General features: G+C 39.4%; 15 protein-coding genes. 1 reads left to right on the top strand and 14 read right to left on the bottom strand.

Annotation, left to right across the window (positions count from 1 at the left end; translation table 11 throughout):
* Positions 1-62 precede the first annotated feature (62 nt).
* The 7 genes from sprA to ruvB form a co-directional block, all read right to left on the bottom strand.
* The gene (gene sprA / locus Q4597_RS05635; RefSeq protein ID WP_303405170.1) at positions 63-7,256 is read right to left on the bottom strand and encodes a cell surface protein SprA; all 7,194 of its coding nucleotides are present in this window, start codon (positions 7,254-7,256) and stop codon (positions 63-65) included.
* Between the two features lie 5 nt (positions 7,257-7,261).
* The gene (gene ruvA, locus Q4597_RS05630; RefSeq protein ID WP_215438509.1) at positions 7,262-7,843 is read right to left on the bottom strand and encodes a Holliday junction branch migration protein RuvA; all 582 of its coding nucleotides are present in this window, start codon (positions 7,841-7,843) and stop codon (positions 7,262-7,264) included.
* Between the two features lie 57 nt (positions 7,844-7,900).
* Complete coding sequence (locus tag Q4597_RS05625) at positions 7,901-10,198, bottom strand: NADP-dependent malic enzyme (RefSeq protein ID WP_215438510.1); 2,298 nt, start codon at positions 10,196-10,198, stop codon at positions 7,901-7,903.
* A 109-nt stretch (positions 10,199-10,307) separates the two neighbouring features.
* Positions 10,308-11,633, bottom strand: a complete 1,326-nt coding sequence (locus Q4597_RS05620) for an MFS transporter (protein ID WP_303405166.1) — start codon at positions 11,631-11,633, stop codon at positions 10,308-10,310.
* A gap of 121 nt (positions 11,634-11,754) precedes the next feature.
* The gene (gene queG, locus Q4597_RS05615; protein ID WP_303405165.1) at positions 11,755-12,675 is read right to left on the bottom strand and encodes a tRNA epoxyqueuosine(34) reductase QueG; all 921 of its coding nucleotides are present in this window, start codon (positions 12,673-12,675) and stop codon (positions 11,755-11,757) included.
* 1 nt (position 12,676) lies between these two features.
* Positions 12,677-14,170, bottom strand: coding sequence for a P-loop NTPase fold protein (locus tag Q4597_RS05610; RefSeq protein ID WP_303405163.1), 1,494 nt, complete (start codon positions 14,168-14,170; stop codon positions 12,677-12,679).
* A gap of 9 nt (positions 14,171-14,179) precedes the next feature.
* Positions 14,180-15,202, bottom strand: a complete 1,023-nt coding sequence (gene ruvB, locus Q4597_RS05605; RefSeq protein WP_215438513.1) for a Holliday junction branch migration DNA helicase RuvB — start codon at positions 15,200-15,202, stop codon at positions 14,180-14,182.
* A 119-nt stretch (positions 15,203-15,321) separates the two neighbouring features.
* On the opposite strand from ruvB, the gene Q4597_RS05600 reads away from it, so the two are divergent.
* Complete coding sequence (locus tag Q4597_RS05600; RefSeq protein ID WP_303405161.1) at positions 15,322-17,586, top strand: acyl-CoA dehydrogenase; 2,265 nt, start codon at positions 15,322-15,324, stop codon at positions 17,584-17,586.
* Positions 17,587-17,600: 14 nt separating this feature from the next.
* On the opposite strand, the gene Q4597_RS05595 is transcribed toward Q4597_RS05600, so the two are convergent.
* The 7 genes from Q4597_RS05595 to nrfD form a co-directional block, all read right to left on the bottom strand.
* On the bottom strand, positions 17,601-18,422 hold the full coding sequence (locus Q4597_RS05595) for a GIN domain-containing protein (RefSeq protein ID WP_303405159.1): 822 nt from the start codon (positions 18,420-18,422) through the stop codon (positions 17,601-17,603).
* Positions 18,423-18,579: 157 nt separating this feature from the next.
* On the bottom strand, positions 18,580-20,406 hold the full coding sequence (locus Q4597_RS05590) for a cbb3-type cytochrome c oxidase subunit I (protein WP_215438516.1): 1,827 nt from the start codon (positions 20,404-20,406) through the stop codon (positions 18,580-18,582).
* Between the two features lie 67 nt (positions 20,407-20,473).
* Positions 20,474-21,577: a cytochrome c oxidase subunit II gene (locus tag Q4597_RS05585; RefSeq protein ID WP_215438517.1), complete on the bottom strand. Its 1,104-nt coding sequence runs from the start codon at positions 21,575-21,577 to the stop codon at positions 20,474-20,476.
* Positions 21,578-21,607: 30 nt separating this feature from the next.
* Complete coding sequence (locus tag Q4597_RS05580; RefSeq protein ID WP_303405157.1) at positions 21,608-22,945, bottom strand: quinol:cytochrome C oxidoreductase; 1,338 nt, start codon at positions 22,943-22,945, stop codon at positions 21,608-21,610.
* Positions 22,946-22,961: 16 nt separating this feature from the next.
* Positions 22,962-23,522: a cytochrome c gene (locus Q4597_RS05575; protein WP_289038797.1), complete on the bottom strand. Its 561-nt coding sequence runs from the start codon at positions 23,520-23,522 to the stop codon at positions 22,962-22,964.
* Positions 23,523-23,524: 2 nt separating this feature from the next.
* A complete protein-coding gene (locus Q4597_RS05570; RefSeq protein WP_215912972.1) occupies positions 23,525-24,055 on the bottom strand; it encodes a DUF3341 domain-containing protein in 531 nt (176 codons plus the stop codon).
* Between the two features lie 2 nt (positions 24,056-24,057).
* The gene (nrfD, locus tag Q4597_RS05565; protein WP_215912973.1) at positions 24,058-25,809 is read right to left on the bottom strand and encodes an NrfD/PsrC family molybdoenzyme membrane anchor subunit; all 1,752 of its coding nucleotides are present in this window, start codon (positions 25,807-25,809) and stop codon (positions 24,058-24,060) included.
* Positions 25,810-25,817: the final 8 nt, after the last annotated feature.

Genomic DNA, 25,817 nt, shown 5'->3' with positions numbered 1-25,817 from the left:
ACTTAATATTAGACCCAGATATAGCGCACGATTTACACCTCTGCAACCCATTGGAAAGCTTATTAATTACCAAAATTATACCTAATAGTAAATCCTGAATTGATTGTAGTCTGAGGAAAAGCAGTAGATACAGCAAACTGCGAGAATGAATGATCGTAGAAGAACAAGGCATTCAGGTTTTTGCTTAGCGCATAATCCGCAGTAAATTTAATGGACAGTAAGTTTTGACCTGATGTAATCTGGTTATTGTCAATATCTAAATTTCTAATTATAGTGATGTTGTCTCTAAGCGTAACATCTGCCTTTAAATTCAAATCTCCTTTTAAACGTGTCTTGTTTCCGCCAATGTTGGTAACAAACTTAACATCCTTAAACCTATACCCAAGACCTACGGTGTATTCCTTACCGTTCATTTCGGTCATAAGGTTATTATCAAAGCTAAGCGCCAAGGTTCTACTGGTTCTCATTTCGGCTAGAACACTTACGGAGTTTTTCATTTCAAAATCCATACGCACCAACGGGTTGAACTCATCGTTCAATACCACGTTGTTTAAAATAAGGTCTGGCATTCTATCTCCAGTCTCAGGGTCTAATGTAGACAAACCATCATTCTCTAGCTGTACTTTTTCTAGATTGGTCTGAAAAGAGTTTATACTGTAGGCTGCCCGATAACCGTGGCTCACAGAAAAACGCTGAAACCTTTTCTTGAACCACTTGTTACGCATAAGACCTGTAAACTTCAAATTCCAGTTAGGAATTGGGATATCACGGAAGGCATCTAAGTTCACACGCTCCGCATCCTGCCCTGTATATGCCGCAAAGAAAGCCGGCAACAACACATCTTGCTGAGTTTTACTGTACTTTTCAGGAAAACCTGTTTCTGGATTTATGTTTGCCACTTCTCCCCTATCCGCTACTAAACGATTGGCGATGATAATACGGTTTTGCTTAAACTGTTCAAACGTTTTGGAATCAAACTCGTCACTTTTATTGAAAATCGTACCGAGCATTACTGTAGAAATACTAAAGTTCCCGTATTCGTTACCTAAAAGATTATTATACTCCAACGAACCGTCCGTATTACGTATAACACTAAAATTCTCCTGATAACTATTAGAAAACTGCCTATCCGCAGATAAATCTATCGTTAAATCTTTAATGGGCTGAGCCGTGGCCGTAATATTCAATTGTTTGTTGATATTCTGAATGTACTGCTCGTTAAACTCGTCAAAACCGGTCAACCATCCTTTTCTTGCGGCATCAAAACGCACATCTGCCTGACTACCAAAAACAAAACCGAACGAAGGTTTTAACGAACCTACGAAACCAACGGATTGCGTATACCCTGGGAGCACTTTACCTCTGCTTTCATTATAATTAAGGTTCAACCGTTTTACCATAGTGAGGATATCTACCGCCGTATTGAAAAGACCACTAGTTTTCTTTTCTGTCTTTTCACTGCCCGAGGCCGGGTTACCCGCTTTATCCCTTCGCACCGGAGCCCTATTGGCCGCAGATTTTCCACTTCGTTTTTTAAGCCCTATCATATCATAGAACTTCTGCATGGTAAGATTAGCAGTTAGGTTGTGCGTACTAGCGTTTTGTACTGTATTAATATCTTCCAACGCTACTTCCCTAAGTGCATCGCCACCACGCTGCCAATCAAAATTACTGGTATAGCTGTATTGTGCATTTATAAAATCCAGTACAGGAATTTTACTAAAAGGCAGGTCGTAGTTTAGTTCTAATTGTTGGGCGTGCCTATTTGGCTCTCCCAAATCCCAAAAACCGTCCCAAAGTCCCAACGTCTCATCTATACGTTGGTCTTCATCCCCAGTACCGTTTACAAAATCTTCATAATAATTTCTTACGATGTGGTTGTTACTGGCGGTCATATTTAAACGGAGTGATTTGGTAAGGCTATAATTTACCGCATACTGCCAATTAAACTGATAATTTCTTTGTTGCAACGTTGGTAACTCCAATTTATCTACCCCTTCTTCCACAACATCCCTAAAACGTTGTTGGTTGAATTGCCTATCTATATTAGAGTTAACCGAAATACTGGTTGGCAACAGACTTAAGTTCAATTCTTTTAACCACCTCCAATACCGACTAGTAAACAGCGAGTCGTTTTTCATAAAAGGCGCCACTTCTACAGGCTTAAAATTATGGTTATAAACCAAGCCTGCAGCAACGTTTTTATCCTCTAAAGAAGCAATTTCAAAATCTCTATGATTGGTTTCGTTGTACGAATAGTTAAAAGTAAAGTTCTCTACATCGTAAAAATTGGCATCGGCCTCTTCTCCTCTATCTTTGCGAACTCCAATAAAGTTTATACTGGTACGCTTGGTATAGTCTTCTGCCTGCTGCTCAATGGCCTTTGCATCTTCAGGGTTATCTGCAGCATCAATTCTGTCCTGTAACTTTAAATCATCATATACCGGATCAAACTCAGGCGTAATCATTTGTTCCGATATACCGTAGTTGAACGGAAGTTGAATACCCCATTTATTAGGAAGCAGCTGACCAAGATTTACATTGGTAACTACATCATAGGAAAGCGCGTCTTCACGAGCACGTTCATTGGGCATCTGATCAATGGCGCCAAAACCTGAAGTACTGGTACTACCGGTTGCGGAGACATTCGCAAAATCTGCGAAGTTTGCATCTACGGCGGCCAATGCGGCCCAACCTCCTTCATTATCCAAACCTGCCAAACGAAGTTCATTGAACCAAACCTCTCCTCTTGCCGGGGTTCTACTTACATTCTTTACCCCTACCATCATACTACGGATACTCCCTAAAGAAGGGTTACCCTGTATTCCAATACGTAATCTACCGGGAGTTCTTGCTGAAAGCGGATCCACGGAAACCACTTCCCCGTCTATCACTTCAAAATATCTGATTTCACTTAAGTCCGTTCCCGAAATCCAAACCGACTTTACCTTATTAAGGTCTGCTAGCACAATTTCCATCTGGTTATTATCCGGCCAAATAGCTTCTTCGGAAGTAGCTCCAAAAGAGGTGAACTCCAACGGAATTTCCAACTGATAAAAGTTCTCGGAGAAATCAGTTCCTATTCTAAGAAAACCTACCAAAGGTTGGTCTACATCATAAATATCTGTCTCTAAAATTTTCTCGGCATGTATGAACATTTTTAATTTTTCATACTGACGCACATCAATATCAAGATTCTTAAATACACCTCTAGAATCTTGAGACTCCAAATTTTCCACCACCAAAGAAAGAGATTGCTCATTCTGTTGTATAATGGTATTGTTATTGTTCAATTGCTCACGAAGAACACCTGGAGGCAGCACATAAGGAATAGGACTTCTACTTTCGTTTTCCTGAATGTTAACCGCATTAACGTCTAAGGTAGTGGCATCATCTGCCGTATTTGGGTCATCTACATCAAGAGACTTAGTATAGGTTCTCCAATCTCCACGTACAAGATCTAACGTAGCAAAACGCAAAAGCACATCACTAGAGAAGCCGGTCATGTACATACGTAATGAGCTTATAGAGCGAAAATCATTGATACCACCTACTGCTTCGGTAAAATCACTTAACGGAATTTTATACTGGATCCATCGGGTACGCACTGTACTTTCATTAGGAATTCTATTTCCTGAAAGCACTAATGAATCACGAATGTCGGTTACATATTTATCGTTAATGGTCGTATTGGGTTTAATAGGAATCCGGTATTCATAGTAACTGTTGACCGTATTCATGGTCAAATCACGATCAATATCCTCTACATCTGGCAATGTGGTAGACCCTCTATTATCATTAGTTACCTCAACCGGCGAGTTTCCTTGCGGGTTGTTGAAATTTAAATATCTATTAAGTATCCCACCATCACGTTGCAAGAAGTATTCGTAGTTATCCAAAGCTGGATCTTCCGGATTATCGTTCCCATAAATTGCGGCTTCGGCTCCGTCATTAAGACCATCAAAGCCAAGATCTTGTTGTGAGCGACTACCTTCATTCACATCAAAGGCATACACTAAGGCCTGGGTTGCCGGAACCGGACCCCACGTAGGATTTTCCGGTTTTACACTTCCCTCACCGTTAACTGGTAGTCCATTTTCATATTGCTTAAGGCCATCCGCCAAAATATCTTCGGAAATATTACCTAGGTTAAAAACTAATTCTCCTTGACTTGTTGCAGTTCCTTCTAAATAAGGATCCATCACCCAAAACTGAACAAACTCAACATTGGCCTGCTCAAAATTGGTACTGCTCAAAGACCGCATGATACCACCCCATTTATCATTGGAAGATTCCGTGCCAAAATTAGCATTTGCGTTATACGGGCCTTTTAACTCAGGGTAATACGCTAAATCTAATGTAGTCTGTTGACGCGTCTGTCCTTGAGCTACTTCAACCTGAGGAAAAACCTCATCTATAAATATCCTTCTTGTAGCGTTTGTTGAAATATCATTATCACTGATACTCGCAGGCCTTTGGTTGGTATAAAAGACAGGGTCAATAGAATACCAAGCCATTTTTGCCCTACCGAAACCGGTTTCCAAACCTTTTTGAGTGGGTGAATCCAAAAATTCCACCGGTGTACTTGCCAGTGCCCAACCCAAAGAAGAGCGGATATCAATTAGAGCCTGAGCCCCTTCAAAATCATCTAAGTATGTTGTTGTTTCCCCTTGAAAGTCGGCATTTTTAGGTGAGCTAGGTTTTAACCAAGCAACTTCTCCCCTAACCGAAAGATTAGACGGAACGTCCGTATCTATATTAGGTAGTTTATTGACCAAACGGGTCAAGAAAGGAACTTCGGTTGAAAAATTTCCATTGATTCCGAATACGGTATTATTCACAGGCTCTACGCCAAAGTTGGACTTTTGCGTTAATGGCCTTTCATTTAGGTTTAATAAAGTGGCCCCTAAAACAAAATTCTTGTTGAATTGATGCTCTACGTTTACGCCAGTAAAACGACGGGTTTGCTGACCGAATACGGCATTATTTTCTACTGAAATATTAATTGGGGTATTGGATGCCTCCAAACTTGGATCAAGAATCTGAACCGTACCTGCCTGATAGTTTACCGTATAGTCTATACCTTCCTGCAACTGTCTTCCTCCAGCGGTAACACGCACAGAACCCCTGGGCACGTTAAAAGCTCCGATTGGAATACCATTGCTTCCCTCTGACTTGTATCTACCTTTTAATAAGAACTTATCTTTTTCCGGGTTTTGTAAGGCCGCAGATTTGGTAAGCTCATACATATCCCTAAATACATATTTCTCTTGGTTGGCGTTATATCCGCTTTCGGCATTATAATCCCCACCACCTAAACGTTCAAAAAGATATTCCCCAAAAGGCTCAACTTTCGTAAATATAATTTGGCCGTTCTGCGTATCTACGGTTATGCCCGGAACAAAATCAAAAAAACCATCACCACCAGGTTGCACATCATTGTAGGCATTAAGTCTATCAAAATTAAAGACATCTAACAATATGCGCTCTTGCAAAGGTTTTCCTCCATCCGTTTGGGCAGGAAAATCTTCAACCGGAGTAATATAGTTCCTTGGTGTTGGGTTAGAGTAAAGGATATTCATTTTAAAATCTTCCTGACTCAACCTAAAAGCACCGGTGGCATAAATATTCTTCATCATCAAATCCCAAATAGGATCGGACACATTGGTAATATTACTTTTCAGTAATTTCAGCACTAAGGTGTTATTATCAATAATAGGGTTTTCCAAAGATCCGGAAACCGTTGTTGCATCTACCCCACCATTGGCAAATTCACCAACCTGATATACTTTTCCATTATAGGTATATTGAAAGGCTACCGCCAATACCTCGTCATTGCTTAAACGTTGGTTTAATGAAATGTAGCCCAATTGGGTGTTAAATTGAAAATCCCTGCCCTGCTCCAACTTTCTTGCATTTTCAAGATAAGCGTAATCAAACCCTTGGTTAGGTTGGTAGCCCGAAATATTGAAACCTTGCTCAATGGTAGCCACATCACGTATGCTCTGTGTAAGTGCCCCACCTTTACCAATTGACGCAGGATTGTAATCATTTGCATCGTTACGTGGCAACTGGTTGGGCTGTCCTGAATTTGCGTTGAAAAATCCCGTTGGGGCATTTTCTGCAATCCTAGTCTTATTTTCACCTGCTAACAATGGGTCATATTCTCCCAAATCCTGAATACCAACTATATTACGAACGTTTAAAGTTTGCTGACTACGGTTGGTAACCCAAACCTCCAAACGGGTTATCTGTACTTGGCTCCTGATATAGGGGTAGTTAACCAAAGCTGCATCATAATTATCCCTAAAATACTGGGCCAGGAAGAAATGCTTATCCTCATCATATTGAAGTGCCGAAACGGAAAATTCATTTACCGTACCACCGCCCTGAGCTACAACTGTATTATTTTGAGAACGCTGTTCCGAGAAAACTGCGGTAACCGTGGTCTTACCAAATTGAAGCTGAGTTTTTACCCCAAAAAGACTCTGTGCGCCCGTTATAAGGGAGCTGTTGAGCGGCATGTTTACGTTACCCACCTCTATTGACTGAATGATATCGTCCTCCGTAGGTGTATAATCCAGTTTAACAATATTCTGAAAATCAAAAGTAGCCTCGGTGTCATAGTTGGCCGTAACCTGTAATCTTTCGCCTATTTTACCAAGCATACTTAGACTTATACGCTGATCAAAATCAAAAGATAGATTGGTACGGTTTCTTGGGGATAAAGAGGGGTTGTCATTTTTTTGCCAAATAACCCCTAGATCCATAGCCACGGATCCCTGTGGGATTACCTCTATAGTGTTACCTCCAAAAATGGATTGAAAAAAACTGTTGTTTACGTAAAAATTGGGGAGTAAGTTTTTTCTTGCTTCTTCACTACCTTCTTTTTTTCCGGCATAGGCATCGGATTTTTCTTTAAAGTAGTCCTTTATTCCTTCTTGGCGTACCAGCTCATAATATTGCTCGGGAGTAAGTATCACTGGGTATCCAATATCAAAATCACCTACCTTTTCAGAGTAGATGTACATATTTAGATTTGGATCGTATTCGTATTTAGAGACAATACTTTCCGGGTTTTCCATTTTGAGCTTACCCAAAGAAAAACCGGTCTTTACGGAATCCACTTCCTGCTCTTCCCTATCTTCATTTTCTGTTTCTTGGGCATACGATACACCGGAGGAAACGAGCAAAAATAAAAATAGGAGTGTAAGCTTAAATGGTGATTTAAGAAATAGTTTGGCCCCTGTTTTCAAACTTGTTATAAATTTTTAAGCGCAAGTTTAATAATGTTCTCTACGCTGAGCGAGGGGTCTTGGATAAGTACTTTGTCAACTACCTTTTCGGCGGATCTTCTTACAAAGCCAAGAACCTCTAAAGCAGATAACGCTTCTTCTTTATTTGTATTGTTCGTAGGAGCGGAAACTTCGCCTATATCGTAAACTTTTAAAATCTTATCCCTAAGGTCTAGAATTACACGTTGGGCCGTTTTGGCTCCTATACCTTTAATGGACTGAATTGTAGCCACGTCTCCATTGGCAATTGCGTCTCTAATTTGGGCCGGTTCCAATGAAGAAAGCATGGTCCGGGCCGTACTTGAACCAATACCTGAAACCGATAGTAAAAGACGGAAAATCTCGCGCTCTGATCTTTCGGCAAAACCAAAAAGCGTATGTGAGTCTTCCTTTACTTGAAGATGAGTAAACAAACTAATATTTTCCGAATCGCCTATCTTAGAAAAAGTGTTCAAGGAAATATTTACAAAATAGCCAACTCCAGCACATTCTATCACTACATAGGTTGGGTTTTTCTCTACAAGTTTTCCTTTAAGATGGGTAATCATATCCGGGGTTGTTTTGGGGAATTATTTTGCCCGGTCATTAGAACCGGGCAATTACTATTACTTGGCCTCTGTTTTGGCCTTTTTTCTTTTTTCTCTTTCCTGTGCATCTATAACAGCAACCGCCGTCATATTTACCATTTCATCTACGCTTGCACCTAATTGAAGGATGTGAACAGACCTTCTTAGACCAACCATAATAGGACCTATACTATCTGCTTGGTTCAGTTCTTTTAAGAGCTTGTAAGTAATGTTCGCTGATTCCAAGTTTGGAAAAATTAAGGTATTTACCTTTTTACCCGCCAGTTTGGAGAACGGGAACTGACTCTGTAACAATTCTTTGTTCAGGGCAAAATCTGTTTGAATTTCACCATCTACCACAAGACTTGGGTTGCTTTCATGTAAAATACGAACCGCTTCCCTTACTTTTTTTGCATGCGGATGGTTAGAAGAACCAAAGTTTGCGTAAGACAGTAAAGCCAATACAGGGTCAAATCCAAAAGTTGAAGCCACATTTGCGGCATTTTGAGCTATTTCTGCAATTTCTTCCGCATTTGGATCTATATTGATAGAGGTATCCGCCAAAAATAATGGACCTCTATCCGTAATCATAATGTTTACCGTAGATACCTTCTTTACATTTGAAGCTCTACCAATAACTTCCAAAATTGGTTTTACAACCGTTGGGTACGCCCTTGAGTATCCAGATATCATTCCATCTGCATCACCTTCAAGCACCATCATAGCTCCAAAATAATTGCGCTCACGCATTCTTATTTTCGCACTGTAAAGTGTAGTACCGCTGCGCTTTCTGCTTTCCCAGAACTTGGTTGCGTAGCGTATATGTTTCTCATCAAACTCTTTGGAAGTTGGATCCAAAATATCTATCTCGGCATCAAAATCCAATTCCTTTTTCAATTCTAAAATAATCTCTTTTCTACCTAAAAGAATAGGCTCAGCAATACCCTCTTCATGTACGATTTGAGCGGCCTTCAACACATCAAGATGGTCGGCTTCGGCAAAAACAATACGTTTTTTGTTCATTTTTGCCCTGTTGTGCAATAAGCGCACTACTTTGTTATCGTTCCCGGAACGTTGTAGCAGTTCTTCTTTATACCGGTCCCAGTCATCAATAGGGCTTTTGGCCACGCCACTATCCATGGCAGCTTTGGCCACGGCCGGTGGAATTTCAGAAATAAGACGTTGATCAAAAGGTTTGGGAATTATATATTCTTTACCGAACGTTAATCGCGTTTCCCCATAAGCAATGTTTACCTGTTCCGGCACGGGTTGTTTGGTAAGTTCGGCCAATGCCTTAACGGCGGCCATTTTCATTTCTTCATTAATAGCAGTAGCCCGTACATCTAGGGCTCCTCTAAAAATAAAAGGGAAACCAAGTACATTATTCACCTGATTAGGATGATCGGAACGCCCTGTAGCCATAATGATATCTTTCCTGGTCTTTATGGCCAAGTCGTAATCTACTTCAGGATTAGGGTTTGCCATGGCAAAAACAATAGGGTTTTCCGCCATTGAATTCAACATATCCGGTGTTACGATATCGGCTATGGAAAGTCCGATAAAAACATCGGCATCTACCATTGCTTCGGAAAGAGTATCAATTTTTCTATCCGTAGCAAATTCCGCTTTGGAAGCAGATAGATTTTCGGCATCTTTTCTAATAACCCCTTTACTGTCCAACATCACAATATTTTCGGCCTTTGCACCAAAAGCCTTATACAGCTTTGTACAGGAAACAGCAGCAGCACCAGCACCACTAATAACAATACGGACTTCTTCTATTTTCTTTTCGGACAGTTCCAACGCGTTTAACAAAGCTGCAGCAGAGATAATGGCCGTTCCATGTTGATCATCATGCATTACCGGAATATCAAGCTCTTCTTTAAGCCTTCTTTCTATTTCAAAAGCTTCGGGTGCTTTTATATCCTCCAAATTGATGCCGCCAAAAGTAGGAGCGATCATTTTTACGGTCTCCACGAATTTATCAACATCCTCCGTATCAACTTCAATATCTATTCCATCTATATCCGCAAAAATTTTGAACAGCAATCCTTTCCCTTCCATAACTGGCTTTGAGGCCTCCGGACCAATATTACCAAGCCCCAATACAGCTGTACCATTAGATATAACGGCCACCAGATTTCCTTTAGAGGTATATTTATAGGCATTATCCTTATCCTTAGCTATTTCCAAGCAAGGTTCTGCTACACCTGGCGAATAGGCCAAAGCCAAATCTCGCTGGGTTGAATAGGGTTTTGTAGGAACGATTTTTATTTTGCCAGGTTGCGGTTTAGCATGATATATCAATGCTTCCCTTCTCTGTTTTTGATTGCCCATAGGAATATTAGATTTAAGAAAACAAATTTAAGGGTATTCTTCGGATATGTGTAGCCCGTTTAGAGGATAAATTTCCAAGAATTTACGCGATTTACAGGTATAAACCCAACTAGCCCACATTCTCCTTTTTGGCCTCCTTTACGTTCAACCGTAAAGAAAGAACCGCGGCAAGAACAAAAAACACCCCAGCGAACAATATAGCGTTAACGGCATTACCACCAAGAAGGTTCTTAAAAATAGGTCCAAAAGTAAGCGTCTCTATCCCCATGGGAATAACGATCATCATATTTAAAATACCCATGTACACGCCTCGTCTATCCTGAGGCACAATCTTGGAAACCATGGTATAAGGTATACCCATCATAGCCGCCCAACCTATACCGAACAAGACCATAGGAAACAACACGGTAATAGGATCGGAAATATATGGAATTGCGAAAAGTGCTAGCCCTGTACCCAATAAACTGGCCGCGTAGACTTTTTTACTCCCGAATTTAAGCGCCAATGGCACCAATGCCAATGCTACGACCATAGTGGTAATATTGTACGTAGTGCTCATTTTTGCCGATTGCGCGGCAGCTCCGGACAAATCAAATCCCATAGTACTCATGAACAAAGGTGTTATAAACTGCCAATACACGAATAGGGCATACCATTGAAAAAGATAGACAGCAGAGAGTTTCCACATAAAAGAAGGCATTTCTTTTACCGCTTTGGCAATTTCTATAAAGGGCATATTAAAACGTTCCCCAAAAGAAAGGGCTTTATGAGCTTTGATTTCTTCCATTTCTTCTTCCGTAGGTGGAATTTCGGGAGTTTTTAATACGGACCAAAGAATGGTTGATACGGACAAAAAGGCTCCTATAAAAAAGGAGTAATACAACCACTTAGGTATGGAACCGGCTACATCCGCAACATCTCCGCCCCCAAACCAATCTTGGAACAAAAAAATGGATGCGTTGGCCAAAACGATACCGGCACCAACAAATAGACTTTGCATTTGGTACCCCAGACTCAATTGCTTTTCTGGCAACTTATCCCCTACAAAAGCACGGTAAGGCTCCATTGCCATATTGTTTCCCACATCTAAAATCCAAAGTAACCCTACTGCAAACCACAAGGCGGGACTCAACGGAAATGCAAAAAGGCAAAGACTACCAATAATAGCTCCAATCAGAAAAAACGGTTTACGCCTACCAAAACGGGGCGACCAAGTTTTATCCGATATAGCTCCGATAATAGGCTGAACGATCAAACCCGTTACAGGTCCAGCTATATTAAGAATAGGCAACATATCTTCCGATGCTCCCAAAAACAAAAAAACAGGATTGATTGCGGTTTGCTGAAGTCCAAAACTGAATTGGATGCCCAAAAAGCCGACATTCATGTTGAAAATCTGCCAAAAACTTAAACTCGGTTTTTTAATAAAGCTCATTTGAAGTTGGTTTTGGTATAAAAACTACCAAACAAGATAGCACAATAATTCATCGACCTGAAAGAACTTACCTAGAAAATATAAAAGATAGCAAACTCTAACGTTTTCGTAGTTCGCTGCTTTATTTTAGAAATTTGATATTGCGCTGTAAACCTGAGAATTTAGTCCTTTTTACTGCCGACTTCTGAAAAACTTTTCGGAAAACATCTTCGGTAATTTCTTCCCAATCTTTTTTGGACATGGATAATAATTCCGGATGTGGATTGAACAAGGGTTCTTGGTGAGGTTTTGAAAACCGGTTCCAAGGGCATACATCTTGACAAACATCACACCCAAAAGCCCAATCATCAAACTTACCCTCAAATTCCGTTGGAATTTCATTTTTGAGCTCAATGGTAAAATAAGAAATACACTTACTTCCGTCAACCACATAGGGCTCCACAATAGCTTCCGTTGGGCATGCATCTATACAAGCGGTGCAGGTTCCGCAATGATCCGTAACCCTAGAATCATATTCCAAATCCAAATCAACAATAAGCTCGGCAATAAAATAAAAAGAACCTACCCTTTGGGTGAGCAGGTTGCTGTGCTTTCCTATCCACCCCAGGCCACTTTTAGCGGCCCATGCCTTATCCAGAACGGGCGCGGAATCAACAAAAGCCCTTCCCCCAACTTCACCTATATTTTCAGAAATAAAATTTTGAAGCTCACGCAATTTGGATTTAATGACATGGTGATAATCTTGCCCGTAAGCGTATTTGGATATTTTATATGTGCTTTCCTCTTGTGTGTTTTCGGGATAATAATTCAGCAGTAATGAAATGACGGATTTAGCCCCGTCTACCAAAAGACGTGGGTCTAAACGTTTATCAAAATGATTGGCCATGTACGACATTTCACCATGCATATTGTTATTGAGCCATTTCTCCAATCTAGGAGCTTCCTCCTCCAAAAAATCCGCTTTAGAAATACCACAAGACAAAAAACCGAGGCGTTTGGCTTCGGTTTTTATAAGTTCGGAATAGTAGATAGTATCTGCCAACTTACTTTATTAAATCAATATAGGTTTTTACAGCCTCTTCGAGAATGGCAAAATAACTTATCTCCTTTGTATCAGACTCCTCTCCATCCTTTAAAATCTCTACACACTCAAAAGCGATTACATAATTTCTTATCAATGGTCTACATATAAACACATAATTATCATACTCAAGTTCGATATTCGTCTCTGTATTTTTATTGAACTTATCAGGGGCAAAACTCATGTAATTAATAAGAACCAATAGTTCCACAATTTTATGTCTTCCATCTTCATCATTATTCTCATATCCTTTGCTTCTTTCAATAAATTTAGCTTTTTCAATTTTGTTTAAAAAAGCGCTTGTGTTATCGAAAAAATCTAATAGAAAATGAATAATTGTAACTACATTAAAGTCAAATTGATAAAATATAGTCTTGTGGGCAAAAGGATATTTCGTAAGTGAAGACTTACCTGACCTTAGGTCGTAACTTTCATTACACCTTAGTAATTCTCTAAAATTCAACAAATTATATTTAATCAATTCTTCGATTACATATCTTATGTGTCCACCGACTCTATAATCTGGAGTAAAAAAATCATAACCAACCCCGACATCGATGTCATTCAAATATTTGCCAATAATCTTATTGATAAAAGAAGACGAACTGAACCAATAAATAGCCGAATAGAACTTATCTATATATCCACAAAAATCCGCTTGTAAGCCGTATCTATGTATAAAAACATTTTTGACATTATTATAATCACAAACTAAAATTACTTTATCAAAATCGAACTTATTGTCATTCTCCACTCCCATGAAATCAATGTGCGCAGAAAATATATTGAGTAATCGAAAAATATGATCCGGATCAAGTCTATCCAAATCATCAATTACAAGCACCATAGGTTTTTCTAAAGAACCTTCACTTTTGGACCCTTTAAGTTGTTCGATTAATGTTCTAATCAATTCTGTAAAAAAATCCTCTTCGTAAATATTACCTATTTCAGTGCTTTTTCTCCCAAGATAATCGGTTACGGTCTTTAAATCATCCTCTTGAAACTTACGATGAAAAAGTTCATACTTATTTTTAAGAATCTTGAGTTGATCATAGACCTTAAGTAAACTGCCACCATATTTTGCCGAAAACGAAAGGAACGACGCAAAAAAATCTATTTTCCCTCCTAAATTCTCTTTACTTATAAGATAAGTCCAAAGTGTTAAGTGGTACGGTATTTCTATTTTTTCAAAATCTTCTTTTGGAATTTTACCGATTAATTGAAGTAAGATGTCAAATTTGATTAATTCAAAAATGTCTTCATTGGAAGCTACTGAATAATTAACCGGATATATATGAATTGATTGGTAAGTGTCGTTTTTTTCAAAAAAGTCTTTTATAAAAGTAGTTTTTCCACTCCCAAAAACACCGGAAAAGAGTATTTTGGAATTTTGAGAAAATTTTATTTCAAAATCCTCAAAAGGCATCACAACCTTCTCTAAACGATTATTCCTCATAATGCATTTTTAAAACAATCCTGGTTGCACTCCTCCTTTGAGCTTCCCCAAGTGTTTATACGCCAAATCCGTTACTTCACGGCCACGCGGTGTTCGCATAATAAAACCCTGCTGAATCAAGAAAGGTTCATATACTTCCTCTATGGTTTCGGCACTTTCGGAAACCGCTGTTGCCAACGTGGTAATACCTACGGGGCCTCCCTTAAATTTATCTATAATGGTAGTAAGAATCTTATTATCCATTTCATCCAATCCGTGAGCATCTACATTCAATGCCTTTAGACTGAATTTTGAAATATCAATATCTATGCTTCCATTACCTTTGATTTGAGCAAAATCGCGCACTCTTCTTAAAAGGGCATTACAAATTCTAGGTGTACCCCTACTCCTGCCCGCAATCTCAATTGCAGCTTCTTGGGAAATAGGAACTTTTAGTATTTCTGCACTACGCTCAACTATGGTTGAAAGTAATTCCGTAGAATAATATTGTAAGCGGCTCTGAATACCAAAACGCGCACGCATGGGTGCCGTTAACAATCCCGAGCGGGTGGTAGCCCCGATCAGTGTAAACGGATTCAGGTTTATCTGTACCGATCGTGCATTGGGGCCCGACTCGATCATAATATCAATTTTATAATCTTCCATAGCGGAATACAAGTACTCCTCTACTATTGGGCTCAAACGGTGAATTTCATCAATAAAGAGTACATCGCGCTCATCCAAATTGGTAAGCAAACCTGCAAGATCGCCCGGTTTATCCAAAACCGGTCCGGAAGTAATCTTGATGCTTACCCCTAGTTCACTCGCAAGAATGTGGGCCAAAGTGGTCTTACCCAGTCCCGGAGGGCCGTGAAACAAGGTGTGATCCAATGCCTCCCCTCGTTGATTGGCGGCCTCCACAAAAACCTTTAAATTCTCCAATACCTGCTCCTGGCCCGTAAAGTCATCAAAACTTATGGGGCGCAAAGCTCTTTCTATATCAAATTCCTCAGGGGTAAAATTCTCTCCTTCGGCGTCTAAGTACTCATTCATATTAAAACAAAGATAGCAGAAAAAGAAACAAGCCCACTATACTTCACACCCCTAATCTACCGTTTTCTATATGGCCATAGGCCGCATTATTTTGAAGATAATTTTCGTAATTTCATTCTATGCAAGACTCCACTTATTCCTCAGAAATTCTTCAGTACATCCCATTTTACTATGTTATTTGGTCCGATGACCTGCTCACAGCATCCGAAATTAATGTTGTACAAAATGCGATAGACGCAGATAAAACCCTATCCGAAAAGAACAGGGCACAATTACTTACGTGGCTTAATACACAAAATCCGCCCGCAAATACAGAATTAAAAAAATGGAAACAGACTATTTCCAATTCAGGAGTTAAATTAATTGAAAGTGAAACTTACCCATTAGCCACATTTAGCCAAAAGGTAGTGTGCCACTATAAAGATGTATGTCCATTTAACGAACAATTAAAACATATTGAAATACAACTGGGTATTCAACCCAATCATTACAATCACCTCTTTGATGTTGATGTAATTCATGAAACTACCTCGGAATTTTATGATTCCAAAGAGATCGATACGATTTTAAAAGGGAAGCATGCCAAACTGGTGGATGATTTCAGGGAAGTATTGGCCGACCCTATTTTTAAGTGGGAAGTGCACCGAAACAAAGAAGATTTCAGAAATGTTGTTCTGAACCAAGTTAAATTCTTAGCCAATAAGGGCTATGGAGCCATGGCCTACCCAGAGGCATATGGCGGAACCGATGATATGGAAGGTTATGCTTACATGTTTGAAAATATGATGTTTGCCGATGGCAGCCTTTCTATAAAATTTGGAGTGCAGTTTGGTCTTTTTGGAGGAAGTATCCAAAAGTTAGGAACTAAAAAACATCATGACCTGTACCTCCCAAAAACAGGAAAAGCAGAGCTTTTAGGTTGTTTTGCCATGACCGAAACGGGCCATGGGTCCAACGTACGGGGAATAAAAACTACGGCGACTTACAACAACGAAACAGACCAACTTGTAATTCACACCCCAGGGAAAAACGATAATAAAGAATATATTGGAAATGCATTGCACTCCAAGATGGCATCTGTATTTGCGCAACTCATCGTAAATGGAAAAAACGAAGGTGTGCACGCCATTCTGGTTCCGCTTAGAAATGAAAAGCACGAACTTTTGCCCGGAATAAATGTAGAAGACAATGGTTATAAACTAGGTCTGAACGGAGTTGATAATGGTAAAATTTGGTTTAATCAAGTTGCCGTACCCAGAGAAAATCTACTTAATAAATATGGGGACATTAAAGAAGATGGGGCTTACCACTCTGATATAAAAAACCCAAATAAACGTTTTTTTACCATGTTGGGCACCTTGGTGGGCGGAAGAATTTGTGTGGCCCGAGCAGGTTTGGGAGGTGCTAAATTTGCTTTAACCGTTGCCATAAAACATGCCTTAAAGCGCAGACAATTTAATGACAGTATTAAGGTACAGGAAGACCTTTTAATGGACTACCCAACGCACCAGTTGCGTCTAACCCCTCTAGTGGCTAGCGCTTACGTCTATCACATAACCCTTGATAAGATGATGCAACAATATTGTGACCCATCCCAACCAGACAAGCGAAAGATAGAAACCCAAGTGGCGGGCTTAAAATCTATCATCACCTGGTATGCAAATGACACCATTCAAGAATGCCGCGAAGCTTGTGGCGGTAAAGGCTACCTTTTAGAAAACCGTATAGCCGACTTAAAAGGCGATGTAGATATCTTCACCACTTTTGAGGGTGATAATACCGTATTGTTATTATTGGCCGCCAAGGGGGTTCTATCAGACTTTAAATCGGAGTTTAATAGCGCAGGATTTTCCGCAGTACTAAAAATATTGGGCATACAGATCAATGACAAATTAACCACGATCAATCCTATTTACAGTAACAAAGTAGATAAGGATCATTTATACAATCCTAAATTCCACAAGCATGCTTTTGAATACCGTACCAGACGGTTAACCTATACCTTGGCTATGCGAATTAGAGATTATATTAAAACGGGAATACCTTCTTACCAAGCGTTTCTTAAAGTACAAAGCCACTTGCTGGCATTGGGCAAAGCCTATAGCAATGAACTAGCCTTTTCTACTTACAATGATTTTGTAGAAACCATATCCGACGCCAAGAACAAAGCTTTGTTTCAGAAACTAGGAACGTTACACGCACTTTATACTATAAGACAAGATGCGGAATGGTACTTAGAACAAGGTTATATAGGTGGGACAAAATCTAAGGCTATCCGCCAACGTGTAGAACGATTATCAAGTGAATTAAGACCCCATATAGGAGTCCTAGTAGATGGGTTTGGCATACCGGAGCATTGTATGAGCGCACCTATTGCCAAATAACATCGTAGTTCTAACTATTTCTCCTTATGTAACTCAGAAGTATCTAGAAAGTCTATTATCTCTACTTTGCCCTCCCCATACAAATGGGTCCTGGCGTTACCACTTGAAGAAAGTTGTAAGATTTTGGTACTGTTTATATCCGCAGTAGCGGATTCCTCTAAAGTAAGATAAACAGCTTCCGACTCTAATTTTTCAGCTTTTAGATTGGAATTTTCAAAAAGGTTGGCATACAATTCAAATGTAGTTCCTTCCAAAATAGCGGTAGCGTTTTTGTACAACTTTACATTACTTAAATCACTTGTGCCAAATACCTTTACGTCAACCCTGTCTTTTAAAACCAAATTTATCTCTTGTCCTTTTAAGTTGAATTCCCCTGAACTGTTACCTTCCATATTGATATTAAAAACTTCGGCATCAGCATTTAAATCCAATTTTGCGGATTCATGTAGATCTACATAAAGATCCTTTGCATTAACCGCTCCGTCCATTTCAATTTTCCCATCATACATTGTAATGGCCTCCAGGTAAATATAGTTGACCGTAATCTCCAGTTTCTTTTTACGGGTGATGTTATAGAAGGAGCTAATCTGAAGCACGCTATCTTGAACCTTAAACCTTAAAACGTCTATTAGGTTGTCATCAGCAGTGATAGCAACGCCTTCCTCAGTAGAATCATGTAGCTTAATATCAAGGTCATCACGCAGTTCAATTGCATGAAAAGCAGGCAATTCTTGATAAACATCTATCACAACCTTATTCCCCTTTATTTTGGGTTTACGTTGCCCAAAAGCCTGAAAAGTAAATAATAAAACAATTAAAAAAATAAAATTTCTCATACTACAGTCCCTTTGACACCAGTTGATTAGACCCTTCTCTTATAATTTGCAAATGTATCTCTTATTGTTCTTACGCAACAAGAATGTTAAATAAAAGTATCAAAAAAAATGCCCAACTATAAAAGTCGGGCATTTTAATTTGAGTTAGTCTAGTATTTTAATGTTGAAGCTCTTCTTCATCTTTTTGTAAAGGTACGGTCTGAGGAACAAAATCCTGACCTGGAAGAATGTACTCTCCGTTTTCATCTACCTTACTGTAATCATAAGCCCAACGGTGAACTTCAGGAATGGCTCCTGGCCAGTTACCGTGAATATGCTCCTGTGGTGTAGTCCATTCCAAGGTTGTTGCCTTCCAAGGGTTCTTAGGACCTACTTTACCGTAGAAAATACTTCTTACAAAGTTAAATACAAATATAAGTTGAACACCTGCGGTGATAATTGCAAACACGGTCATCAATACTTGAATATCCGTTAATTCATCAAACATTGGGAAAGCGGTATTCTCATAGTATCTTCTTGGCACACCGGCCATACCTACAAAATGCATTGGGAAGAAAATACCATACGAACCAACTGCGGTAACCCAGAAGTGGATATAACCTAAGTTCTTGTTCATCATCTTTCCTTCAAACATAGTAGGGAACCAGTGATAAATACCAGCGAACATACCGTATAGTGCAGAAATACCCATTACCAAGTGGAAGTGAGCAATAACAAAATATGTATCATGTACGTTAATATCCAATGTACTATCCCCTAAGATAATACCTGTAAGACCACCTGTTATGAAAGTTGACACCATACCTATTGAAAACAACATGGCAGGGTTTAACTGTAAGTTACCTTTCCAAAGTGTCGTAATCCAGTTAAAGGCTTTTACTGCAGATGGAATAGCGATCAAAAGCGTTGTAAATGTAAATACAGAACCTAAGAACGGATTCATACCCGAAATAAACATGTGGTGACCCCATACAATTGTAGACAAGAATGCAATCGCCAAAATTGAAGCAATCATTGCACGATAACCAAAAATAGGTTTTCTAGCATTTACCGCCATTACTTCGGATACAATACCCATGGCAGGTAAGATTACAATATATACCTCAGGGTGACCTAAGAACCAGAAAAGGTGCTCATATAATACCGGTGAACCACCTTGGTAGTGTAATACCTCACCTTGTATAAATATATCCGACAAGAAGAATGACGTACCAAAGCTTCTATCCATTATCAACAACAAAGCTGCAGATAATAGTACCGGGAACGATATAATACCGATAATGGCCGTTACAAAGAATGCCCAAATTGTTAGTGGCAATCTTGTCATAGACATTCCTTTTGTACGAAGGTTGATTACCGTTACTACATAATTCAACGATCCCATAAGAGATGAAGCAATGAAAATAGCCATAGAAACCAACCACAATGTCATACCCATTCCCGAACCAGGCTGAGCCATTGGCAATGCACTTAGCGGAGGATAAATAGTCCACCCTGCAGCCGCCGGTCCTGCTTCAACGAATAAAGAGGAAATCATTATTATGGAAGACAAGAAAAACAACCAATACGAAAGCATGTTCAAAAAGCCCGAAGCCATATCCCTTGCACCAATTTGCAACGGAATAAGTAAGTTACTAAATGTACCACTCAGACCCTGTGTAAGAACAAAGAATACCATTAACGTACCGTGAATGGTTACCAATGCCAAATAAACATCCGCATCCATAACTCCATCTGGAGCCCATTTTCCTAAAAAGGTCTCGAAGATACCAAAGGATTCCCCTGGCCATGCCAATTGCATACGGAACATAATTGACATTGCGATGCCTAGCGCTCCCATTATCAAACCAGTAATCAAATACTGTCTAGAGATCATTTTATGATCTTGACTAAATATATATTTGGTTACAAAAGTTTGCTTGTGGTGATGCTCATGATCGTCATGTGCATGGTCATCTAACTGTGCATTTGCAGTAACAGACATATTTGTTATTCTTTAATTTTAATTTTCTTTTAAAGCGCTCCTAGACTATACCTTACGAAAACTCGTATTAGTGACTAGCCGTTGCAGTTTCAATGTTCTTGAATTCATCTGTAGATGCTTGACCCATTACATTCTGCCCAAAGGTTTTTTGCTCGGCTATCCACGCATCATACTCTTCTTGAGTCTCAACAATAATCTTCATTTGCATATTGTAGTGAGACTTTCCACATATCTTATTACAAAGTAAAATATAATCGAACTCCCATGGATCGGAATTTTCCTCTCCATTAGCCGCTCTTTCCGATCTAATCTCGTTTGTACGTTTTACTTTATCAGCCACATCAGGATTCTGACGCATTTCTTCCGTAGTATAAATTGGAGTGAAAGAAAATTCAGTAATCATACCCGGAACACAGTTCATTTGAGCCCTAAAATGCGGCATGTATGCAGAATGAAGCACATCTTGCGAACGCATTTTAAAATTAACCTTTCTACCTACAGGAAGGTGTAATTCTTTAACGATGATATCATCTGCGGCGTAGCTGTCAGACTCATCCAAACCAAGTACGTTGGCCTTATTGATATCAATCATTCTAACGTTAGCCTTACCTAATACGTTATCCTCACCACCATATCTAGCCGTCCAACTAAATTGTTGTGCATAAAGCTCCACAATTAATGGATCGTCTTCGTCATTAACATCCATAATAGTAGTCCAAGTGTATAATCCCCAAAGGATAAGTCCAGAAAGTACTATTACAGGAATTATAGTCCATATAAACTCTAGACGATCACTGTCCGCAAAGAAAAGGGCCTTTTTACCTTCAACACCACGATACTTGTAACCAAAGTAGTGTAACAAAGCCTGTGTAAGGGTCTGCACAATGAAAATGATAATGAAGGAAACCAACATTAAAGAGTCATACTCCCCACCGTGAGCAGATGCAGCTTCCGGAAGTAAAAACTTAGAATATTTCCAGAAACTAAAAATTGTAATACCGTAAATAAAGATAAGAAACGCGAACAGAAGGTATCCGTTTGTTTTGTTATCCGAATCGTTGGCTATTTGAGAATTTTCGGCTTTGAGCTGAGACAATTCAAATATCTTCGTCATCTGCCATATCGCAATTGCCACCAAGGCTAAAACCACTAAAGTCAATAATGTAGTCATCGTATGTTCTACTATTATACGTTAAAAATACTAATAATGAAAATGTCTGCTCTCCTCAATAAACGGGTTACGTTTAGGCTGTAAAGGTGCAGTTGACAATGCACGGAACACCCAGAAAATGAATAGGCCGGCAAAGAAAAGAACAGCCCCAATTTCAGATATACCTATAAACCATTGATCACCTACAGTTGATGGCATAATCATATTGAATATATCCATATAGTGCCCACCTAAAATAACGATACCTGTAAGAACCACAAACCAGTTCATACGTTTGAAATCGCTATTCATAAGAAGCAACACAGGGAACAAAAAGTTCATTACTATCATTCCAAAAAATGGTAATCTATAATCTGCAATACGCGTTACGTAGTATGTAACCTCTTCTGGTATGTTAGAGTACCATATAAGCATAAATTGAGAGAACCATAGGTATGTCCAGAATATACTAATACCGAACATAAACTTAGCTAAATCATGTATATGACTATTGTTCACATCTGGCAAATAACCTCTAGACTTAAGGTACACGGTTACCATAGCTATTACGGTAATACCTGATACGAACATACTAGCAAAAACATACCATCCGAACAAAGTACTGAACCAGTGCGGATCAACACTCATAATCCAATCCCAAGACATGATAGATTCCGATACTAAGTAAAATACCAAGAATGCCGCAGACCATTTAAAGTTCAACTTAAAATTGGCATTGTCGTTAGACTCATCCTGTCTTAGTGAAAGTTTTCTAGAATACTCTCTGTAAAAAATCCAACCCGCCAAAAATATAGCGGCACGTATTAAGAAGAAAGTAGGATTTAAATAACCGGCCTTACCTTGTAAAAGTTGATCATGGGCAACTACATCGGCATCCATCCACACAAACAAGTGGTTCATGTGCAAAACCGACAGAACCAGTATTACAAAAACGATAATTCCACCAGGAACTATATATGCCGTAATACCTTCCATAACCCTAAAAAGTAACGGAGACCAACCGGCCTGCGCTGCACGTTGTATTGCATAGAAAGCCAAAACCCCCAAAGCAATCATAAAGAAAAAGAATGCGGCTACATATAAAGCGGCCCATGGCTTATTCTGTAATTGATGTAAAAGGTGTTCGTCGTGAGAAGAATCATGTTCCTCACCGTGAGCCTCAACAGCATCACCGTGTCCTTCTGCAACAGCGCCATGTGCTTCTACCGCACCATGGGCATCTCCATGTCCATCACCATGACTGGCCACTATAGCTTTTGCCTCTTCTACAGTACTTGGTGCCGATATAAATCCGATAGCAATACCAAGTATCCCAAGAGCCATTAAAATAAAGGAACCGATCTTTAATTTGTTTGAAAACGTATACATATCCCTTTTCTAAGTATTATTTCGTTAAGTCTTGTTTCAATTTCATCACGTACTCCGAAACTTGCCACATCTCTTTTGTATTCATCTGAGATGCATAAGAACCCATAGAGTTCAATCCGTAATGAATGGTATGGTAAGCTGTACCTACTGTAATGTTTCGAGCTTCATCCGCATATGTTGGAACACCCAAAATCTTTTCTCTTTTTACAAGCGTACCTTGACCATCACCTTTATCACCATGGCAAATAGCACAATAAATGGTATATAATTGACCACCTGCAGCCAAATCCTCTTCAATCTTCACTGAATCCAATGGACTTTTTTGAACTCTTGCCAACTCTTTACCTTCCGGTGTATTTTCATATCCGTAAGGAATCCAGCCACGAGAAATAGTATTTGCCGGTGGAACCATTGCCTCCTGACGATTAGGAAGAAAATCTACCTCACCATACGCCTCGTAACCTACTGGCTCGTACATATTAGGCATATATTGATAGTTGGGACTGTTCTTATCGGCACAAGCCGTAACACACAGTAGCAACCCAAAAACGATTCCTATTTTGCTAAAACTGTTCATATTTAATGACTGGTTTTTTCAACTATGTTTATCTCCACTGCCCCTGTATCCAACAACAGATCTTTTAACTCTTTTTCGTTACCATGAATATCTATCTCCATTAAGAAATGATCATCCGTAGTACGTACATCTGGATTTTCCGCTTTTTTGAAAGGCCATAAACGGCTTCTCATATAAAAAGTTATAACCATTAAGTGAGCCGCAAAAAATACAGTTAACTCAAACATAATAGGCACAAATGCCGGCATGTTCTCTATATAACTAAAACTAGGCTTCCCACCAATATCCTGAGGCCAATCCTCGATCATGATGTAGTTCATCATAAGCGTAGCTACACTAAGACCTATACAGCCGTAAATAAACGACGTAATGGCAATACGTGTTGGAGCCAACCCCATAGCCTTGTCTAAGCCATGAACAGGAAATGGACAATATACTTCTTCGATGTGATGCTTGGCTGCCTTTACCTTCTTAACGGCAAGCATTAGCACGTCATCATCATCATAATATGCATGTATCGCTTTAGATGCCATAGCTATTGTTTCTTATTATTTAATAATCTTGCCTGACCGGCCCAATCGTCTCTTTGCGCTCTACCTGGGAAAGATTCTGTTATTGAATCCAACAAATCATACTCCCTATTGGTCATTCTACCCACTTGGGCAAAAGTGAATATTCCAATTTCATTAAGTGTTGCTTCCATTTGAGGACCTACACCTTTAATTTGTTTAAGGTCATCAGCAGTCTCTTTTGTTGCATCAAACTTACCAATAGTACTCAAAAGCTCAGAAACACTCTCACTGGTATCTTGTTGCGGCGCAACTTCTCCCATAAGCACATCATCAGTAATAACTTCTTCTTTAGTATCAGCAGCAGACAATTTTGTTATCTGATATAATGGCTGACCCGCATCTCTTAGTTTTTTATACTTACTTCCAGATGACTTCAAGATAGATTTAACCTCCGCTTGAGCGATTACAGGGAATGTTCTAGCGTAAAGAAGGAACAACACGAAGAAGAATCCAATGGTACCTACAAAGATTCCGATATCTACAAATGTTGGCGAGAACATAGTCCATGAAGATGGAAGGTAATCTCTGTGCAACGATGTTACGATAATTACGAAACGCTCAAACCACATTCCTATGTTCACTACAATAGATATAGCGAAAGAAAACATAATACTAGTTCTCAATTTTTTGAACCACATGAACTGAGGAGAGAACACATTACAAGTCATCATTGACCAGTAAGCCCACCAGTAAGGTCCAGTAGCTCTGTTCAAGAAAGCGTATTGTTCGTATTCAACACCTGAATACCAAGCCATGAAAAGCTCTGTAATATATGCACAACCTACAATAGAACCGGTTAACATAATAACAATGTTCATTAACTCAATATGCTGAACAGTGATATAATCTTCCAAGTGACACACTTTACGCATGATAATCAAAAGTGTATTCACCATTGCAAAACCAGAGAAAATTGCTCCAGCCACAAAGTATGGAGGGAAGATGGTTGTATGCCAACCTGGTATTACCGATGTAGCAAAGTCAAAAGATACAATGGTATGTACAGAAAGTACAAGTGGTGTAGCCAAACCTGCCAAAACCAACGACACTTCTTCAAAACGTTGCCAATCTTTAGCACGACCACTCCAACCAAAACTTAACAGACTATATATTTTCTTTTGAAAAGGAAGGATTGCCCTGTCACGTAACATCGCAAAATCAGGAAGTAGACCCGTCCACCAGAATACCAAAGAAACTGAAAGGTATGTAGATATCGCAAATACATCCCAAAGTAGCGGTGAGTTAAAGTTTACCCATAACGAACCAAATTGGTTAGGAATTGGCAATACCCAGTATGCCAACCAAGGACGACCCATGTGAATAATAGGGAAAAGACCCGCCTGAACAACAGAGAATATTGTCATAGCCTCCGCAGAACGGTTAATAGCCATTCTCCATTTCTGACGGAAAAGCAAAAGTACGGCAGATATCAAAGTACCAGCGTGACCAATACCTACCCACCAAACAAAGTTGGTAATATCCCAAGCCCAGTTAACGGTCTTGTTCAAACCCCATGTTCCAATACCGGTAGAGACTGTATAAATAATACAACCAACACCCCAAAGAAATGCCACTAAGGCAATGGAAAACACAATCCACCAATGCTTATTGGCCCTACCCTCAACCGGAGCGGCTATATCCACACTTACATCGTGGTAGCCTTTATCCCCAATAACCAAGGGCTTTCGTATAGGTGCTTCGTAATGCGACGCCATATAAATCT

The sequence above is a fragment of the Zobellia sp. 1_MG-2023 genome (assembly GCF_030549125.1).
GTDB lineage: Bacteria > Bacteroidota > Bacteroidia > Flavobacteriales > Flavobacteriaceae > Zobellia > Zobellia russellii.
Note: the sequence above shows the minus strand (reverse complement) of the source record. Positions and strands in the feature narration are given on the sequence as shown.

What these genes read in the sequence shown, in the direction of transcription:
- ruvA (WP_215438509.1), bottom strand. Translation starts at nt 7,843, where the DNA reads ATGATTACCCATCTTAAAGGAAAACTTGTAGAGAAAAACCCAACCTAT.
- Q4597_RS05625 (WP_215438510.1), bottom strand. Translation starts at nt 10,198, where the DNA reads ATGGGCAATCAAAAACAGAGAAGGGAAGCATTGATATATCATGCTAAA.
- Q4597_RS05620 (WP_303405166.1), bottom strand. Translation starts at nt 11,633, where the DNA reads ATGAGCTTTATTAAAAAACCGAGTTTAAGTTTTTGGCAGATTTTCAAC.
- Q4597_RS05610 (WP_303405163.1), bottom strand. Translation starts at nt 14,170, where the DNA reads ATGAGGAATAATCGTTTAGAGAAGGTTGTGATGCCTTTTGAGGATTTT.
- ruvB (WP_215438513.1), bottom strand. Translation starts at nt 15,202, where the DNA reads ATGAATGAGTACTTAGACGCCGAAGGAGAGAATTTTACCCCTGAGGAA.
- Q4597_RS05600 (WP_303405161.1), top strand. Translation starts at nt 15,322, where the DNA reads ATGCAAGACTCCACTTATTCCTCAGAAATTCTTCAGTACATCCCATTT.
- Q4597_RS05595 (WP_303405159.1), bottom strand. Translation starts at nt 18,422, where the DNA reads ATGAGAAATTTTATTTTTTTAATTGTTTTATTATTTACTTTTCAGGCT.
- Q4597_RS05590 (WP_215438516.1), bottom strand. Translation starts at nt 20,406, where the DNA reads ATGTCTGTTACTGCAAATGCACAGTTAGATGACCATGCACATGACGAT.
- Q4597_RS05585 (WP_215438517.1), bottom strand. Translation starts at nt 21,577, where the DNA reads ATGACTACATTATTGACTTTAGTGGTTTTAGCCTTGGTGGCAATTGCG.
- Q4597_RS05580 (WP_303405157.1), bottom strand. Translation starts at nt 22,945, where the DNA reads ATGTATACGTTTTCAAACAAATTAAAGATCGGTTCCTTTATTTTAATG.
- Q4597_RS05575 (WP_289038797.1), bottom strand. Translation starts at nt 23,522, where the DNA reads ATGAACAGTTTTAGCAAAATAGGAATCGTTTTTGGGTTGCTACTGTGT.
- Q4597_RS05570 (WP_215912972.1), bottom strand. Translation starts at nt 24,055, where the DNA reads ATGGCATCTAAAGCGATACATGCATATTATGATGATGATGACGTGCTA.
- nrfD (WP_215912973.1), bottom strand. Translation starts at nt 25,809, where the DNA reads ATGGCGTCGCATTACGAAGCACCTATACGAAAGCCCTTGGTTATTGGG.